12 protein-coding genes, 1 tRNA gene, 2 rRNA genes and 2 pseudogenes (1 of these 17 running past the window's edge) are annotated in these 17,418 nt (G+C 62.0%); 11 read left to right on the top strand and 6 right to left on the bottom strand.

Annotated features, from left to right (window positions below):
- From B5V46_RS16910 to B5V46_RS16900, 3 genes are all read left to right on the top strand, one after another.
- A 23S ribosomal RNA gene (locus B5V46_RS16910) occupies positions 1-2,014 on the top strand (it extends 846 nt beyond the left edge of the window).
- Positions 2,015-2,093: 79 nt separating this feature from the next.
- Positions 2,094-2,208 (top strand): 5S ribosomal RNA (gene rrf, locus B5V46_RS16905).
- Between the two features lie 96 nt (positions 2,209-2,304).
- Positions 2,305-2,381 (top strand) — tRNA-Met (locus tag B5V46_RS16900).
- On the opposite strand, the gene B5V46_RS20935 is transcribed toward B5V46_RS16900, so the two are convergent.
- The gene (locus tag B5V46_RS20935; protein ID WP_369822844.1) at positions 2,338-3,027 is read right to left on the bottom strand and encodes a hypothetical protein; all 690 of its coding nucleotides are present in this window, start codon (positions 3,025-3,027) and stop codon (positions 2,338-2,340) included. The genes B5V46_RS16900 and B5V46_RS20935 overlap by 44 nt on opposite strands.
- A gap of 241 nt (positions 3,028-3,268) precedes the next feature.
- Here B5V46_RS20935 and B5V46_RS16890 point away from each other — a divergent pair, with 241 nt between their 5' ends.
- Positions 3,269-4,315 (top strand): IS481 family transposase, encoded by a 1,047-nt coding sequence (locus B5V46_RS16890; RefSeq protein ID WP_080617679.1) that lies wholly within the window; start codon positions 3,269-3,271, stop codon positions 4,313-4,315.
- Between the two features lie 453 nt (positions 4,316-4,768).
- On the opposite strand, the gene B5V46_RS19995 is transcribed toward B5V46_RS16890, so the two are convergent.
- The gene (locus B5V46_RS19995) at positions 4,769-4,993 is read right to left on the bottom strand and encodes a hypothetical protein (RefSeq protein WP_155774108.1); all 225 of its coding nucleotides are present in this window, start codon (positions 4,991-4,993) and stop codon (positions 4,769-4,771) included.
- Positions 4,994-5,582: 589 nt separating this feature from the next.
- Here B5V46_RS19995 and B5V46_RS16885 point away from each other — a divergent pair.
- The 4 genes and pseudogenes from B5V46_RS16885 to B5V46_RS19990 all read left to right on the top strand — a co-directional run bounded on the left by B5V46_RS16885 (position 5,583) and on the right by B5V46_RS19990 (position 9,520).
- A complete protein-coding gene (locus B5V46_RS16885; RefSeq protein WP_231119163.1) occupies positions 5,583-7,097 on the top strand; it encodes a type VI secretion system Vgr family protein in 1,515 nt (504 codons plus the stop codon).
- A gap of 76 nt (positions 7,098-7,173) precedes the next feature.
- On the top strand, positions 7,174-7,653 hold the full coding sequence (locus B5V46_RS20285) for a hypothetical protein (protein WP_196774280.1): 480 nt from the start codon (positions 7,174-7,176) through the stop codon (positions 7,651-7,653).
- 29 nt (positions 7,654-7,682) lie between these two features.
- Positions 7,683-8,165, top strand: a complete 483-nt coding sequence (locus B5V46_RS16875; RefSeq protein ID WP_080617676.1) for a hypothetical protein — start codon at positions 7,683-7,685, stop codon at positions 8,163-8,165.
- A gap of 201 nt (positions 8,166-8,366) precedes the next feature.
- Positions 8,367-9,520 (top strand): annotated as a pseudogene (locus tag B5V46_RS19990) (IS3 family transposase).
- Positions 9,521-9,635: 115 nt separating this feature from the next.
- Here the strand turns inward: B5V46_RS19990 and B5V46_RS16860 are convergent.
- Positions 9,636-11,747: a methyl-accepting chemotaxis protein gene (locus tag B5V46_RS16860; RefSeq protein ID WP_196774279.1), complete on the bottom strand. Its 2,112-nt coding sequence runs from the start codon at positions 11,745-11,747 to the stop codon at positions 9,636-9,638.
- A 424-nt stretch (positions 11,748-12,171) separates the two neighbouring features.
- On the opposite strand from B5V46_RS16860, the pseudogene B5V46_RS20930 reads away from it, so the two are divergent.
- A pseudogene (locus B5V46_RS20930) lies at positions 12,172-12,528 on the top strand (transposase); the annotation flags it as partial.
- A 123-nt stretch (positions 12,529-12,651) separates the two neighbouring features.
- Here the strand turns inward: B5V46_RS20930 and B5V46_RS16855 are convergent.
- The gene (locus B5V46_RS16855; RefSeq protein ID WP_080617674.1) at positions 12,652-13,464 is read right to left on the bottom strand and encodes a VWA domain-containing protein; all 813 of its coding nucleotides are present in this window, start codon (positions 13,462-13,464) and stop codon (positions 12,652-12,654) included.
- Between the two features lie 331 nt (positions 13,465-13,795).
- Between B5V46_RS16855 and B5V46_RS16850 the strand changes: the two genes are divergently transcribed.
- On the top strand, positions 13,796-14,296 hold the full coding sequence (locus B5V46_RS16850; RefSeq protein WP_080617673.1) for an Lrp/AsnC family transcriptional regulator: 501 nt from the start codon (positions 13,796-13,798) through the stop codon (positions 14,294-14,296).
- Between the two features lie 24 nt (positions 14,297-14,320).
- On the opposite strand, the gene B5V46_RS16845 is transcribed toward B5V46_RS16850, so the two are convergent.
- Positions 14,321-15,085, bottom strand: coding sequence for a Hint domain-containing protein (locus B5V46_RS16845; protein WP_080617672.1), 765 nt, complete (start codon positions 15,083-15,085; stop codon positions 14,321-14,323).
- Positions 15,086-15,266: 181 nt separating this feature from the next.
- Positions 15,267-15,944 carry a hypothetical protein gene (locus B5V46_RS16840; protein WP_080617671.1) on the bottom strand — a complete coding sequence of 226 codons (678 nt, stop codon included), beginning with the start codon at positions 15,942-15,944 and terminating at the stop codon, positions 15,267-15,269.
- 289 nt (positions 15,945-16,233) lie between these two features.
- Between B5V46_RS16840 and parA the strand changes: the two genes are divergently transcribed.
- Positions 16,234-16,869: a ParA family partition ATPase gene (parA, locus tag B5V46_RS16835; RefSeq protein WP_080617670.1), complete on the top strand. Its 636-nt coding sequence runs from the start codon at positions 16,234-16,236 to the stop codon at positions 16,867-16,869.
- The last annotated feature ends 549 nt before the right edge of the window (positions 16,870-17,418 follow it).

The following is a 17,418-nucleotide window of genomic DNA, read 5'->3' as shown; positions in this document are numbered from 1 at the left end:
ATTTAGGTAGCGCGTCATCCGAATACCCCGGGGGGTAGAGCACTGGATGGGTAATGGGGCCCCACAGGCTTACTGATCCTAACCAAACTCCGAATACCCGGGAGTACTAGATGGCAGACACACGGCGGGTGCTAACGTCCGTCGTGGAGAGGGAAACAACCCTGACCTACAGCTAAGGCCCCCAATTCGTGGCTAAGTGGGAAAGCAGGTGGGACGACCAAAACAACCAGGAGGTTGGCTTAGAAGCAGCCATCCTTTAAAGATAGCGTAACAGCTCACTGGTCTAAATAAGTTGTCCTGCGGCGAAGATGTAACGGGGCTCAAGCCACGAGCCGAAGCTTAGGACTGCATATGCAGTGGTAGCGGAGCGTAGTGTGAAAAAACACCTGTCCTCTTCTATCGCATCCCTGAACGGACGCCTATGGCGTCAAGTAGCGAAGCGATAGCGCAGGATAAGGTGTTTGCTGTGAAGCCGGGCTGTGAGGCACCGGTGGAGCGATCACTAGCGAGAATGATGACATGAGTAGCGACAAGGAGGGTGAGAGACCCTCCCGCCGAAAGTCCAAGGGTTCCTGCTTAAAGCTAATCTGAGCAGGGTAAGCCGGCCCCTAAGGCGAGGCTGAAAAGCGTAGCCGATGGGAACCACGTTAATATTCGTGGGCCAGGAGGATGTGACGGATCGCAGGTGTGGTGAGACCTTATCGGATTGGTCTTGCCGCTGAGCGGTTCCTGGAAATAGCCCTCCATCAGACCGTACCCTAAACCGACACAGGTGGACTGGTAGAGAATACCAAGGCGCTTGAGAGAACGATGTTGAAGGAACTCGGCAAAATGCCTCCGTAAGTTCGCGAGAAGGAGGCCCGGTTCGTGGGCAACCATGGGCCGGGGGCACAAACTAGGGGGTGGCGACTGTTTACTAAAAACACAGGGCTCTGCGAAGTCGCAAGACGACGTATAGGGTCTGACGCCTGCCCGGTGCCGGAAGGTTAAAAGGAGGGGTGCAAGCTCCGAATTGAAGCCCCGGTAAACGGCGGCCGTAACTATAACGGTCCTAAGGTAGCGAAATTCCTTGTCGGGTAAGTTCCGACCTGCACGAATGGCGTAACGACTTCCCCGCTGTCTCCAACATCGACTCAGCGAAATTGAATTGCCTGTCAAGATGCAGGCTTCCCGCGGTTAGACGGAAAGACCCCGTGCACCTTCACTACAGCTTCACACTGGCATCAGGCATGCGATGTGCAGGATAGGTGGTAGGCTTTGAAACCAGGACGCCAGTTCTGGTGGAGCCTCCCTTGAGATACCACCCTTCTCCTGCTTGATGTCTAACCGCGGTCCGTTATCCGGATCCGGGACCCTGTGTGGCGGGTAGTTTGACTGGGGCGGTCGCCTCCCAAATAGTAACGGAGGCGCGCGAAGGTTGGCTCAGAGCGGTCGGAAATCGCTCGTTGAGTGCAATGGCAGAAGCCAGCCTGACTGCAAGACTGACAAGTCGAGCAGAGACGAAAGTCGGCCATAGTGATCCGGTGGTCCCGAGTGGAAGGGCCATCGCTCAACGGATAAAAGGTACGCCGGGGATAACAGGCTGATACTGCCCAAGAGTCCATATCGACGGCAGTGTTTGGCACCTCGATGTCGGCTCATCTCATCCTGGGGCTGGAGCAGGTCCCAAGGGTACGGCTGTTCGCCGTTTAAAGAGGTACGTGAGCTGGGTTTAGAACGTCGTGAGACAGTTCGGTCCCTATCTTCCGTGGGTGTAGGATACTTGAGAGGAGTTGCCCCTAGTACGAGAGGACCGGGGTGAACGATCCACTGGTGGACCTGTTGTCGTGCCAACGGCAGTGCAGGGTAGCTATGATCGGACAGGATAACCGCTGAAGGCATCTAAGCGGGAAGCCCCCCTCAAAACAAGGTATCCCTTGAGGACCGTGGTAGACCACCACGTCGATAGGCCGGAGATGTAAGCGCAGCAATGCGTTCAGTTGACCGGTACTAATTGTCCGATAGGCTTGATTTGATCCAGTAATAGCCAAGCTATACTGCTCAAAAGCAACACATCCCCAGTGTACGCGACTTGGAATATGGCTCTTCCTCGGTTTGGTGGTCATAGCACGAGCAAAACACCCGGCTCCATTCCGAACCCGGCCGTTAAGTGCCGTCGCGCCGATGGTACTGCGTCTCAAGACGTGGGAGAGTAGGTCGCCGCCAAACCTAGAAAGAGCCATGTAACTCTCAATACGATATCTCGTCCCAATACCGATAAACCAATGGGACGAAACCCCTGTGCACTCAAAAGCACAGTATTGGCGCGGGGTGGAGCAGCCCGGTAGCTCGTCAGGCTCATAACCTGAAGGTCGTAGGTTCAAATCCTACCCCCGCAACCATAGTCACTTGCCTCACGCCCGCGCTAACACCGCGGGCGTTGGCATTTTGACACATCCCATTGCCGCACAACGACAAAATCGACCCAAGCTCCCCATACAGCTCAATCACATGCCCGTTCGCGGCATCCGCGTCGGGGCTCAGCACGATCTTCTCGATCAGACCGCGCAGGATCTCCACCGCCTCGGGGCGGCTTTCCGGATCGTTCAGCGCAGCCGCCAGATCCGAAACCTTCGCCGCGTAAACATCCGCCAGCCCCGGGTGCAGGACCACCGGGCTCCGCGCGGGCAGGGCGGTCAGTTTTGCCTCAAGCTGACCCTTCTGAGCCTCGAGCGCATCCATTTTCGCCTTCATACTCGGATGAAACATGCCTTCCGTGATCGCCGTGACGATGTTGTCGATCTCCTTTGTTACCTTCGACAGCGCACGCTCCGCCTCGACCCGTCCGGCCTCGGCCTCGAGCCGATCCTTCTCCATCTCCCGGTGAAACTCCGCGATGAACTCCGCCACCAGGTCAGGATGCATCAGCTGTGTCTTCAGCCCGTCAAGTACACGCGCTTCCACATCGAGCCGCTTGATGGTCTTGCGATTGGTGCAGGTCCCGGAGTTCCGGGCCGCGGCACAGCCCAGGCGGCTGTCACTGATCATGATATAGCCCGAGCCGCAGCAGCCGCAGGTCAGAAGCCCCGACAGCAGATAGCGCGGGCGATGGCCGCGCTCGATTTGGGGGGCGTCGGGATCGGCGGCCCGTTCGCTCAGGATATCTTCGCGGATTGCGCCCTGACGCTGTTTGACCCGAGACCAGAGGTCGTCTGCGATGATGCGCAAGGCCGGGGGTGTGTCCACTTAACCTTCTTTCCATGCTATTTTGGGGAAGGAGGACTCCGCCATGGATGGAACACCGAAAGCGACGAAACCCAAGGCTCGTGATGCGAAGACCAAGATCGCGCAAAACCGCATGAGCGTTCTGGAACTGGCGAAAGAACTCGGCAACGTGGCCGAGGCCTGCCGCCAGCGCGGCATGGACCGCACCAGCTTCTACGAGTGGAAACGTCGGTTTCAGACCCACGGCTTCGAGGGGCTGAAGGACCTGCCGCCGATCCACAAGACCCACCCTCAAACGACCTCGCCGGAGACGGTCGAGCGGATCAAGGCGCTGGCGCTCGAACATCCGGCCTATGGCTGCAACCGCTTCGAGGCGATGCTGGCGCTCGAGGGCGTGCGGGTCTCCTCGATCACCATCCAGAAGATCCTGAACGAAAACCGCCTGGGCACGCGCTACGACCGCTGGCTGGCGCTCGAGGACGCCCATGCGGGCCAGACCATCGAGATCACTGCCGAACAGGCCGCCTTCCTCGAGAAGCAGAACCCGTGCTTTCGGGAACGACACGTGGAATCAGGCACTCCCGGCGAGCTGCTCTCGGCCGACACGTTCTTCGTCGGCACGCTGAAAGGGATCGGCAAGGTCTATCTGCACGCGGTCGTCGACACCTTCGGCAGCTACGCCTTCGGCTTCCTGCACGTTTCTAAGCAGCCCGAGGCGGCGGTCGCAGTCCTGCACAACGACGTGCTGCCCTTCTACCGCGCCCTGGACCTGCCGGTGAAGGCGGTGCTGACCGATAACGGTCGCGAATTCTGCGGCACCGAAAAGCACCCCTACGAGCTCTATCTCGACCTCAACGCCATCGAGCATCGCCGCACCAAGGTCCGCACGCCGAAAACCAACGGCTTCGTCGAGCGGTTCAACGGCACGGTGCTGGAGGAGTTCTTCCGCGTGAAGATGCGCGAGACCTTCTACGAGACCGTCGAGGCGCTCCAGGCCGATCTCGACGCCTGGCTCGTCCACTACAACACCGAGCGCCCGCATCTGGGTTACCGAAACATGGGCCGCAGCCCCATCGAAACCGTCATGTCATTCGTTAGCCAAGAAGGTTAAGTGGACAATTTTTATGGTATGGGCTGCAACAGCCTTAGCAGGCCGCTCGTGTCCGAGCCGCCAACGGCGCTAGGCGGTTCAGAGTGGCCTCGCTTGTCCGCAAATGGGCTGGCACCAAGCGCCACCTGCGCGTAGCGGAACCGACTGCTATGGGGCTGCCTGCGGCCGTCAGCCATGCCCGGGACGAACGGCGGATGACGGCAGGGAGCGCCGGAGTGGGCGGCCCCAGGCACTCAAAGGTCATGCCGCACCGCCGCAAGTCCACTCCGATTCCCGGCGTGTCGATTGCCGCATTTCGCGTGAATTTATGCGTTTTCGCAATCAGCGCGCACTTCCGCTCGTCAGATCAGATCGCAATTAAGCGCTCGCGGATTGAAGATCGCACCGGAGGCAATTCGCACGCTAATTCCCGTTGGAATCACCTGATAAAAACAGCGCCAAAGCGCATTTCGCCTAGAGCGGCGCTCGCTCCTCATCATTATCTTCAACCAAGTCGAAGAACGCCCAGAGGATTATTACTGACCCAAAAGGCGACCACATAACTGCGAGTATCCACCATGGCCACGGGCTATGACCTCGGTCTTTTGCCATATCGCCAACTAGAGCGAAAAACTGCCAAACAATGATTGCCATCAAGGCAAATACAAAAACTCCGCACAGCACTGCAAGCCAATCCATTCCAGTGGATGTCCTTTATTAACACGCGCCTCGTTCGACCACCTGCGGTGGCGACATTTCCTCAACGGCCCCGATGGTTCGCGCCCTGCGGTTGAAGCGGAGGCATTTCAGGTCAGCACAGCCAAATGCCCAGAGAAAGGCATAGTGTTGCGAACATCTCGAAAGCCGATATCGCTTTCCGAGATGCGAAAGCTCACTTTGTCCCGCAAAAAGGGGGGGCGCTCATGCCTTGGCTTCGCAACCCCGGCATGTGGCCGGTCTGATGAAGCTGCACCACTGGTTGAGAGTTGTTCCATGCGCCAAGCGGATGTCCGCTTCTGCGATTCGTCAACGGGCAACGGCAGGGGGCGTCGAACGGCCGCTATCGGCAGAAACCAGTCCTGGCAGCCGAGCTCTCCCCGACATGCAAAGAACGTTATCTTGCTGTCCTTCCAGCTCTGTGCATGGCGTCATGTGTCTGCGGCGGTGCTATGCCGCCCATCGGTACGATGCCGCCAATTACCGTGCGCTCTCGAACGCAGACGGCAGCCTGGAGTTGCCAGGGCAGGGCCCAACTCACTACCCTGGCGGGAATTCGAGAGGGTATTTCATGAGTGGCTTCTTCCGTCAGGACGCCCGCATGGGCCGGATTTCCACGGTTCTGGGGCAGGATGTCCTGGTGCTCCGCCGGTTCGAGGGCGTCGATCATCTGAACGCGCTGTTCGACTATTCGGCCGACTGCCTCGCCGCCTCGGCCGACATCGATTTCGACCGGTTGATCGGGACCCATGCCACCGTCACCCTCACCACGAAGGAAGGCGAACGCCCTTTCGACGGCATCGTCACCGAGGCGCGCTGGCTGGGCTCGGGCGACAATGGCCACCGCTACCGGCTGCGCCTGCGGCCCTGGGCCTTCCTCGCCAGCCTCCGCCGTAACCAGCGGATCTTCCACAACAAGACCGTGGTCGAGATCCTGACAGAGCTGCTCTCGGCCTATGCGGATGCGGGCGCGCTGACGGTGGAGCTCGCGAACGATTACCCCGAGCTCGAATATACCGTGCAGTACCGCGAGAGCGACCTGGCCTTCGCCTGCCGGATGATGGAGCGGCACGGGATCAGCTACCATTTCCGCCACGCGGACGGCGCCCATGAGATGGTGCTGACCGACCAGGTCGAGGCCCATGACAGCATCGGCGCGCGGCCCTTCCGGCCGGCCGAGGGCCACCACCAGGAGGAGGTCTCGCATTTCCGCGCCTGGCGGCCCGCGCGGCGGATCACGACCGGCGCCATCCGGCTGACGGACTACAACTTCAAGACCCCGGTGGCGGCGATGGAAACCGACCACCTGGGCGACGCCGCCTACGAACAGGGCCAGATCGAAAGCTTCGACTGGCCGGGCGATTACCTCGATCAGGGCCGGGGCCGGGTGGTGGCCGAGCTGCGCGCTGCGGGCGAACGCGGCCAGGACCGGCGTTACGAGGCCGAGGGCGATATCGTCGCGCTTGGCGCGGGCCTCCGGGTGACGCTGTCAGGCGATCCGGTGCCCGGGACCGGCGGCGAGTACATGTGCCTGAGCGCCCGGCACTCCTACACCGCCGACAACTATGGCTCGGGCGGGTCGGACGATGGCGACGGCCGCGCCTATGACGGGCAATATGTCCTGATGCCGGTCGAAGCTCCGCTTCTGCCCGAACAGAAGACCGCGCGGGCCGATGTGCGGGGCCCGCAGACGGCGACGGTGGTCGGCGAAGGCGAGATCGACTGCGACGAATACGGGCGGATCCTGGTGCGGTTCCACTGGGACCTGGACGAGGCCTGGTCGATGCGCTGCCGGGTGTCGCAAAGCTGGGCCGGTGCGGGCTGGGGCGGGATGGTGATCCCGCGGATCGGCATGGAGGTGGTGGTCGAGTTCCTCGACGGCGACCCCGACAAGCCGCTGGTCACGGGGTGCGTCTATAACGGCCGGAACCCGGTGCCCTATGATCTGCCCGCCAACAAGACGCGATCTACCTTCCGCACCGATAGCCATCAGAGCGGACGAGCGCGAGCGCGAAGAGATCTTCATTCACGCCCAAAAGGACCGCAACGAAAAGACCAACAACAACCACACCGAGCGCGTCGATAACAACTGGGTGCAAAGCATCGGCCAGCACAAGGCCATTGAGGTAGACGGCAACCACAGCGAGTCCGTGCATGGCTCAATGACGCTGCATGTCGGTCCGAGCGGGGTTGGGCGTGTGCTCAACGACCAGTTCTGCAAGCTGGTCGAGGGAATTTCTTCTATCGCGGTGAAGATGCCTATACCAGGCATTAACCAGCTCGGTCGCGGCGTATACTCCCTGTTCGCGGACCAGGTGATCAATGAAGCCACCGCAGGAGTGAAGGCGCAGACCATCGGCGTGACGAAGACCGTGAATGTCGGGCGGTCGATCTTCGAGAATGCGGGGCATTCGATCCAGCTCGTTGCGGGATCGCAAGCGACTATCGAGGCTGGTGACGTGGCTAGCATTGTCTCGAATGGCGAGCTTGAACTGCGTGTCGGAAAGGCGGAGTTGCGTATGACATCCGACGGTTATGTCCGGCTGCGAGGAGACACGCTGTTCATGGAATTAGAAAACGGCATTGGAATGGTCGGTGGAAGCGAAATCACAGCGAATGCGCCGAAAATCAGCCTGAACTGATCGGCCATCCCTTGCGCACGGAGAGAAAGATGAAACGCAAGATCCTGATTGCCGTCGCGCTGATCGTGACCGTGGTCGCGCTGCTACTCGCAGCCTTTTCTGTGTGGCGGATGAAGATGCTCTTGCCCGAGGGCGAGGTCACGCTAGCGGGTCATGAGGGGGGGATGGTGTGCTCGAGCGATGCCTACAACGCCTTCGTGCCGCTGATGTCGCAGGCGGGTGAGATGGGCCTGAGTCAGATGCCGTTCGAGGGAACGGCAGCCGAACAGCGGGCGATTCTTGACCGTTATGCCGCCCTTGGCCTGACTGGTCCGGAAACTGTGGTGACAAGCGTCAATCTCGATGACGGTCAGGTCTATGCCAATACCTGCGCCGCCGAGAGATGTACGATGGCAGAGATGGCCGCCGCCGAAGCTATGTGCTGGCAGGACACCCGGAATTGCACCTATCTTGCGATACGCTTCCGCGGCCAGGATCACTGCGTGCTCGCTCCCGCGAAAGATGCGCCATGAGCGATGCGGTCTTTCCCTTTGGCAATGACCCGATGCACCCCGAGGCATGGGTGGGCCGTATGGATACTAGGTGTTCAGTCCCGGCATCTGGTGGATCGGGTCAGCCATTCGTGCCGGACCGTGAGCTACCCCCCGAAATTCGGACAGTGACGTAAGCTACGATTTGCAGTCTGCTGATCTTCGACGAGAAGGAGATCAGAGATGTCGAAACGCAAGCAGCACGCGCCTGAGTTCAAGGCGAAGGTCGCGCTGGAAGCCCTGAAGGGTGAAGAGACGGCGGCCGAGCTGGCGAGCCGGTTCGGAGTGCATCCGACGATGATCCATCAATGGAAGCGCGCCCTGCTCGAAGGCGCGTCCGGCGTGTTCGAGCGCGGTGGCCGCAAGAGACCCGAGATCGACGAGGAGCAGGTGAAGGAGCTCCACGCCAAGATCGGGGAGCTGGCGGTGGCCAACTCTTTTTTGGAACGAAAGCTGAAGCCCTGGGGCGGGAAGTGAGGCGCGGTATGATCGAGCCTGACCATCCTCAGCTGTCCATCGGTCAGCAGTGCAGGCTGCTGTCGATTGCGCGCTCGTCCTATTACTACGAGCCGAAGGGAGAGACCGCACAGAACCTCGGCCTGATGCGGCAGATCGACGAGCAGTTCCTGTAGACGCCGTTCTTCGGTGTCCGCCAGATGACCTGGCACCTGCGCAATGACGGGCATCTCGTGAACGAGAAGCGAATACGCCGGCTAATGCGCCTCATGGGGCTGATGCCGATTTACCAGAAGCCCAACACGAGCAGGCCGGCGAAAGGACACAAGACCTATCCTTACCTTCTGAAAGGGCTGCACGTGGATCGTCCGAACCAGGTCTGGTGCTCGGACATCACCTACCTGCCCATGCGCCGCGGGTTCCTATACCTCATAGCGATCATGGACTGGCACACGCGCAAGGTTCTATCCTGGCGGATCTCGAACACCCTGGAGGCCGACTTCTGCGTCGAAGCACTGAGCGAGGCCATCCACAAGTTCGGCCCGCCCGAGATCATGAACACGGATCAGGGCAGCCAGTTCACGTCCTGCGCCTGGACCGACCGGCTCCGCCGATCCGGTGTGCGCATCTCGATGGATGGGAAAGGCCGATTCCTCGACAACATCTTCATCGAGCGGCTGTGGCGAACCCTGAAATACGAATGCGTCTACCTGCATGCCTGGGAGACCGGATCAGAGACGAAAGGGGCTATCCGGAAATGGATGACCTTCTACAACCACCAGCGTCCTCACTCAGCCCTCGGCGGCAAGCCACCGGCGCTGGTTTATTGGCAGAGAAATGATATCAACAAACCCGATCAGCAGGTGCAAAGAGTAGCTTAAATTACGCCAGATACTGTCCAACCGATGGGGAGTAGCTCAGGTGTGGCGAAGTGAAGGCGGCGCGGAGAACATTTCAATGGCCCAGAACGGGCGGTTGCGATCCAATCCAAGCCGATCACTCCGCAGCAAAAGGGTGCATACCGGAGCGCTCTTGGGCAGGCAGCTTGAACTTCCGCACTAACTCAACCAGAGTGTCTGCCTCAGTGGTCAATTCTTGGCCTGCCGTAGCTGTTTCATCCAGAATGGCCGCATTCTTCTGCACATCATGATCGAGGCTTCCGACCGCGGTGTTGATCTCGGTTATGCTGGTCGCCTGTTCGACTGCCGTTGCAGATATTTCGGTGACCTTGTCGTATACGTGGACAACAGCGTCTTGAATGGACGACAGGGCATCGACCGTCTCAGAGACGTGCCTCACGCCATCGACGACATGCCCTTCGCTGCTCCGGATAAGGCTGTTGATCTCTCCCGCAGCTTCGGTCGCGCGCTGTGCAAGGGCACGCACCTCGGAGGCAACGACTGCAAAGCCCCGCCCGGCCTCGCCCGCTCGGGCGGCCTCTACTCCAGCATTGAGAGCCAGAAGATTGGTCTGGAACGCCACATCTTCGATCATGTCAGTGATTCGCCCGATCGATTGCGAGGATTGCTCGATCTTGCGGATCGAATCCACAGCGCTGTCCGCAACGGAACGGGTGGCCTCGGCCCGTTCCCGTGCGGTCGTCACATGGCGTTCGGCGCTCTTAGCGTTCTCGGTTGCGCCGCGGACATTGTGTTCGAGAGTCTGCAGCGCCGCTGCGGTTTCTTCAAGCGAGGCCGCCGAATTCTGACCGCGTTGCGAAGCGTCGTCCGCACTGTCAGCAATTTTCCGGGCCGTACGATTCAGCGTTTCGCTGCTCCTCGAAAGGTGGAGTACGATACCGGCGAGATTGGAGACAACGCTCTCGAGCGCACGGGAAATATCCAAGAAAACGCCCTGATGTCCGGGCGGCATAGCGACGCTCAGGTCCCCCGACGAAAGAGTATCGAGTGCGGTCAAAACGTCGCCTAGGCCCTTCTGTGCTGAATCGCCAATGGCATTTACGCCGCGGATGATATCGGCGGAGCTGCTGTTCGCACCGGGATCCGGCAAACGCCTGGAGAAATCGCCTGCCGCGCAAGCGTCGATAACGCTTGAAATGTCGCGCGACAGCTGTTCCTTCTCGGCAAGGTCGCTGCGAAAGACCTCGACCGCGGTGGAAATCGCGTTTGCCTCCGCGATCCAAGACGGCCTGAGTGCATGGCTAAAATCGCCATCCATGATCTTGCGCAAAGCGGCACTTACTGTCCTCAAGGGTCTCGAGATCGCCATCGAGACCGAGAGGGCGAGCAGCACGAAAACAACGAGCCCCGCAGCGCTCAGAGTCAGTACGCGTTCATGCGCCGATGCCGTTGCCACGGTTGCCGCGTAAAATACCTCATTCTTCCGTTTTCGAGAGACTTCATGCAACCGGGAAACCAATGGCTCGACTTCGGAAAATGCCGCCGAGAGGTCCTGTTGCAGCCGCTGTTCTCGAAGTGTTTCCTCGACGAGGGCATTGAATGATTTCTGGTACTTTTCCAGAAGGTTATCGATTCTGAGACGCCGGGATTCGTCGGCATAGTAGTCTGCAGGGAAGGCGCGAAACTCTTCAACTCTTGCGTTGAGCCGATCCCGGTACTTTGGATCGGCACGCATTATGAAGTCCTTTTCATGGCGCCTCATCATCAGCATCTTTACCTGCATCTCAGGATTGCTGGCCTCCTTGAGGACCATCTCGATTTCATGAACCGCTGCCCTCAATGCACCCTGCAAGCCGTCGTCTTCGTTGAAACCGAGGAGGCGATGGCTTTCTACAAGAGACGCGAATCCGGTCGCATAGGCTTTGATGAGCCTGTCAACGCCATCCAGCAGCCCGGCAACCTCTCCCCCGGTATCCGGGGTCAGGATGCGAGCATGTGCCGACCGCTCGTTCAGAAGGGTCATGGCTTCGGCGTGACGAGCAATACTTCCCACGTCTTGTCTAAGCAGAAAATCCTTCTCGGCGCGCCTCGCGTTGAGAAAACTCATCTCAAGCTCGTCAAGGGTTTGCACCAGTTCCTCGAAGCGTCGAACATCTTCGTCGAAGCTGTCCCGCATGCGGTCCCCTTGCAGGAACAGAAGGATGATCCCCACCATGATCGCCGCAGCTAACAGGATGATGGTTAACATCGCCGACTGTATCGAGATCCTTAGACGCATGTAAATTCCCGCACTTGAGCCACGTGGCGGGATACTGCCGAGACAATGTGAAGTTTCCGTTTGGAGAGCTTCAGTCGCCAGAAAATTAAGTGAAGAGTTTTAGACGTTTCAGTGCAGTCAGCTTTTTGCGCATTGCGGTAGCGCTGTTGGGAAAATCAGCTGACGGCTGCACCCGCTTCTCGCCCTCGGCCTAATCCTTCGCATCCATCTCCGCTCCCTTCTTCTCAGCCTCGCCCCGCTTACCTGCCGCAAGCCCCCGTCCGGGGCCGCGCGACCGGGTTGTCTCTTTTCGTCTCTTCTCGTTTTCTCTCCTTTCAGCGGTGACGGAATGTCACGGATCGACCCTGACCGGCTCATCGGCCCATCTCCTCCGTTGAAGAACAGATTACCTCACAGCGGGAACATTTCAGGGGAGCATGTGGGCGCACGGTCGTCATGCGGCTCTCGGCGGGATGTCGACTGGCTGATAGCAGACCGGAGATAAGACCAGACCGGTTTCGGGAAGCCTTGCAGGACAAGGGGATACGCCGTTCCGGACTGATCTGATCCACCGGATCAAATCTTGGCGCCCCTCTCTCCCGGAGGGAAGTCTCGCGGCAAAATCGTCCGGTACGACAAGCGCCGCGACAAACGCCGTAACCGCATCTAGATCATGTTCGGCCACCTTAAGGACTGGCGCCGGATCGTAACCCGCAACGACCGCTGCCCGAAGATGTTCCTTTCCGCCATATCTCTCGCCGCAGCCGTCATCTGTCTGGCTTTGACCTGGAATGAGGCTGGAGCCTGTACGAAAAAGTCGGGGCCCGCGTTTCTGCGCGGCCCCTCATGTCTTTTGCATCCGCGACCGCCTCGGGGGATCCGGATGGCCTCGGTCTCAGGTCGTCGTCTGACGGCGCCGGACGAAACCGAAGACGCCCAGACCGGCCAGCAGCATCGGCATCGCCGCCGGCAGCGGAACCACCCCGGTATTGCCGCCGGTATCGTCGATCACCTGGCCGATCTTCGCCTCGATCGCCGCGCCATAGGCGTCGAAATCGGCGACCGGGATCACGAAGCCCGTCTCGGTCGCGTTCGGCAGGTTGTCGAGATCGGCCGCGATGACCCCGTCATCGGCATCGCCGCTGGTGCCGAGCCCCGCGATCCGGGCCATGTTCGACAGCGCATAGGGGCTGCTGACCCCGCTGCCGACCGCCTCGAGGCTGATCCCGTCGACCCCGGCCGTATTCGCGGCCAGCGCCGCGCTTTCGGTCAGATATTGCGAATTCGGCGAGCCGTCGGTGGTGATGTTGATGAGGGTTGTATCCCCCAGCCCCTCATCGAGGAAAAGATCGGTGATATAGGTGATGGCCCCGGCGGTGTCGGTCCCGCCGTCGTCCTTGTAGGCGGTCAGCACGGCGGACTGGATCGAGGCGATGTTGGCGGCGGTCACGACGGTTGGCGGGACCACCGTGTAGCTGGAGTAACCGTAAGAGGTCACCGCCACCCGGTATTGATTGTCGCCGCTGGTCGGGATCTGCGACAGGGCAGCCGAGAGCGCTGCTGTCGCGCTGTCGAAGTCATATGAGCTCACGCTGCCAGAGCCGTCCAGTACGAAGCCGAGATCGATGACCGCAGCACTGGCCGTTCCCGCGCCGAAAAGTATGGAAATCGCCGCCGTCGCGGCCCGCAGGGTCTTATTCCTTGTCATACTGACATTCCTTCCTGAAAAAATGGAAGGGGCAGGAAAAAATGCACTTTTCGAAAACGAGTTTGGATTCCCCCAAGCCTACCCCGGGCGAAATGTCACCGAACAACCGTTCTGCGGCAACTGATTCGAACCGCTCCTCCGGGGTTTTCGGTATTGCCGCCCGGACCGGCTGGCGCTACGGGTGCCGGTGCGTTTCCGCTGGTCCGCAGGTCGCGACTCCCGTTGCCGTCAGGTTGGTGGAAATTTAAAGATCTTGCGCGGACGAGAAATATTATTGCGTATGGGCGCGCGCAGACATATGATCCGCGAAAAAAGAACCGAAGGAGCAGCCATGCCGGGCAGCCGACTTGACGCCATCGACCGCAAGATCCTCGCCGAGTTGCAAGCCGACGGTCGCATGACCAATGTCGAACTGGCGCGCCGGGTGGGGATCTCGGCTCCGCCTTGCCTGCGCCGCGTCCGTACGCTCGAAGAGGCGGGCTTCATCCGCGGCTATCATGCCGATATCAACACCCGCGAGCTGGGCTTCGAGGTTCAGGTCTTTGCCATGGTCGGGCTGCAGAGCCAGGCCGAGGCCGACCTGTCGCGGTTCGAGGCCCGTTGCCGGGCCTGGCCGCTGGTGCGCGAATGCCATATGCTGAACGGCGAGGTCGATTTCATCCTGAAATGCGTGGCGCCCGATCTGTCGACCTTCCAGAGCTTCCTGACTGAAGAGCTGACCGCCGCCGATAACGTGGCCAGCGTCAAGACCTCTCTGGTGATCCGCGGCGCCAAGGACGAGCCCGGCGTGCCCTTCGAGGTGCTTGAGGCGCGGCTGAGCAAGAGCGCCTGATCGGGCCCGCCCGCGCGGCGCCGGTCAGGCCGCGTTCAGCTTCTCCATCTCGAAGGCGGTCAGCCTCGGCACCTGCATCGGGCCGAAGCCGCCGAAACCGCTGACATGCGGAAACAGCGACAGGAACCGCAGGCGGTTGGCCTTGTCGATGAGAAGGCTGGCATTCTCGCCCGGGTGATAGCTTTCCACCTCGACCCCGTTGGCCAGAAGCACCTGCTGTCCGTGCAGGGCCAGATGATAGACCCGGGTCGGGCGTAGCACGCGCAGCGCGATCAGCGCGGTGCCGTCGACGAAGCCGGTGGCGGGGGCGAAGGCCGTCTCGGCGCCGGTCAGGGCGCGGCAGCGGGGATGGCGCATCAGCAATCGCGCGCGCGGCCCCAGTACCAGGTCGGGCATCGGCCGGCCGAGGCCGAGGCTGTCGGCGGTGAGCCGGGTGAGCGTGACGGTCTCGCGGCCTCGTCCGGCAGGCGGCACCAGCATGGTCGAGCCGACCCAGAGCAGCGGCTGCGCTCCGGCTCCGGCGGTGTCGATCTCCATCCCGGGTAGCAGGTCCTCGACCGCCACCGGTCCTTGCGGAGTGGCGATCAGGGTTCCATGCGCGAAGGCGCAGAAGGCTTCGTCGACATGCGGATCGGCGGGCATGGCGCGGGCGACGTCATGCGGCCTGCCGTCGGGGGTCATGCCCCGGACCTCGTAGCGGCGCATCGCCGGCTGCGGCCCGGTCATCCCGGAGGCGGGCCGGGCCTGCTGCGGGAAAAAGCCCGAGGCGCCACGAAAATGGGTTGCCATGCGATCGTTCCTTCCGGTCAGGTCCGGTCACATCTGCCACGGCCCCCACCAGGACGCAGAGAGACGTCAGGACTCTGCCAGAGCCGCGGGCTTTCGTCAAAACGCCGGGCTTTCAGCACCGGCATTCCGGCTGAACTTCGAGACAATTTCGCGTCTGAAACGGCTTTGATGCCGGATCAGGTTAGAATTCGATCCGGCTGCCGATCACCAGCCCGATCGACCGGTCGTTATGGATCCCAACGATTCCCCCAATCCGCAGCCAGGTGTCCTTTCCGATCCGGCGCGAGACGGCGGGCGACAGCTTCACCGTCCGTGGTTCGGTGGCGGCCTCCTCGCCCCATATTTCCAGCGTCAGCTGGGTGCGCGGGTTGGGCATGACGCCCAGCGTGATGTCGAGCTTGTAGTCGACCATGGCGCTTTGCGGACGGCTATCGGTGCGCGCGTCCAGACTGATCCAGCCGCTGCCGTCGGGGGTCGTGAAACCGGTGCCCCAGCTCAGGCCTGCCCGGATCACCGGCTCGGTCATCCCGCCCGGCGCGCCCGCTGCCCCGGCGCCGAATTCCGTCGCCAGTCGCCCGGGCAGCCAGTCGATCTCGGATCCGAACCGCAGGAAGGCGATGGCCTTCCAGTCATCGGGGGCCTCGCCCTTGCCCGCGTCGAGCCCGAGCGTCAGCTTCGGCGTCATGCCGTATTCGCCATAGACCGAGCTGTAGCCCCAGCGGCTGCCCCAGGTCCGGTCGCGATTGGCCTCGTGCGAGAAGGCCAGAAGCCCGGATCCCTTCTCCTGCAACCAGGCCCCGGCCAGTGCCGCAGGGGCCGCGCCCAGCGTCGCAGCCAGCACCGTCAGGGTCAGGACCATAGGGCGGGCCCCAGCGCGCAGCGTTGCGACGGCATCCGGGATGCCGGGCGCGGCCGGCGCAGGGGGGGCACCTGGGCGCATGGGGCGCTCCTTTCTCCGCGAGTTTCCGTCTGACGTGGTTAACTCAACGTTAACCCCGGGGCTCGGATAGCGGGGGGCAGGGTTCTGGCGCCGGATCGGTGCGGGCGGTCATGGCGTCCGGAGGCGATGCGAGCGGCTGCGGCGGATTGGGGCTGTGCAACCACGCCGGCTGCGGTATTCTGCGCTGCGGCATGGCAGGGGGGATCACATGGCTGGCACGATCATCACCATCGCGCAGCAGAAGGGCGGCTCGGGCAAGACCACGCTTGCGGCCAATCTGGCCGTGGCCTTCCGGCGCCGCGGCATGGCTGTCGCGCTGATCGACACCGATCCGCAGGGCAGTCTCGGCCGCTGGTTCATGACCCGGATCGTGGGGCGCGAGGCGCCCGACATGGAATTCTCGACAGCCTCGGCCTGGGGGGTCGGCTACGAGACCGCCAAGCTGGCGCGCGACCATGACGTGGTGCTGATCGACACCCCGCCCAAGGCCGACAGCGATCTCAGGCCCGCTCTGCGCGCCGCCGATCTGGTGCTGGTGCCGGTTGCGGCCTCGCATGTCGATCTGTGGGCGACCGAGGGGGTGCTGGATCTTGCCCGGCGCGAGGACAAGCCGGCGATGGTGGTCCTGAACCGGCTGAAGGCCAAGACCCGGCTTGCCGCCGAGGTGGCCGAGATCGCGGGGGGGATGGAGGCGGGGCTGGCGACGGTCCGGCTTGCCAACCGCGTCAGCTATGCCGAGACGCTGGGGCGCGGGCTGGGCGTGCAGGAAGCCGGGCGCCGGGGACCGGGGGCGGATGAGATCGAGGCGCTGGCCCAGGAGGTGCTGGCCGCGCTGGCCGATTGACGGCCTTCATCTGCCGGACTGCCCTTGACGAGACCGCTTCGGGGCGGCCTCACCCGTCCGCCAAGAAAACCGCACGCTCTGGGCATCGCGACCGCCCCGCCGAGCCGGCAGGCATCGACTTGCCCGGCAGGGACGGCGAGAAGGCCCGCGAGGACAGCGGAGGCCGTTTGCGGGGCCGTGCTTCAGGTTTTCCTGGGCCCTGCGCCCTGCGCCCTGCGCCCTGCTGCCGTGAGGGCGACATGGGCGGCCATGTCTTGGCATTGGCAAGAACGCGGCCCCGTGCCCGGCGGCAGCACTCCGGGCGCCACGTCCTCGGGCCGGAAGCAACAGCTTGGGGCATGATCGGAGGCGCAGCGCAGGCCGCGCCGGGTCCGGGCCACGGAGCCGTCCGGCAAGGACGGCTTGGATCGCTGCGCCTTCGGGCCGGAGCGCGGGCGGGTGCGATGATCTTCGGGCGGCAGAGGGTCACGCGCGTCGGAGCGCCCGGCCCGCAGGCAAGCGCCGATGGCGCGTGCGATTGAGGGCGGGTGGCTTGAGGATGATGCGATT

The organism is Rhodovulum sp. MB263, assembly GCF_002073975.1.
GTDB lineage: Bacteria > Pseudomonadota > Alphaproteobacteria > Rhodobacterales > Rhodobacteraceae > Rhodovulum.
Note: the sequence above shows the minus strand (reverse complement) of the source record. Positions and strands in the feature narration are given on the sequence as shown.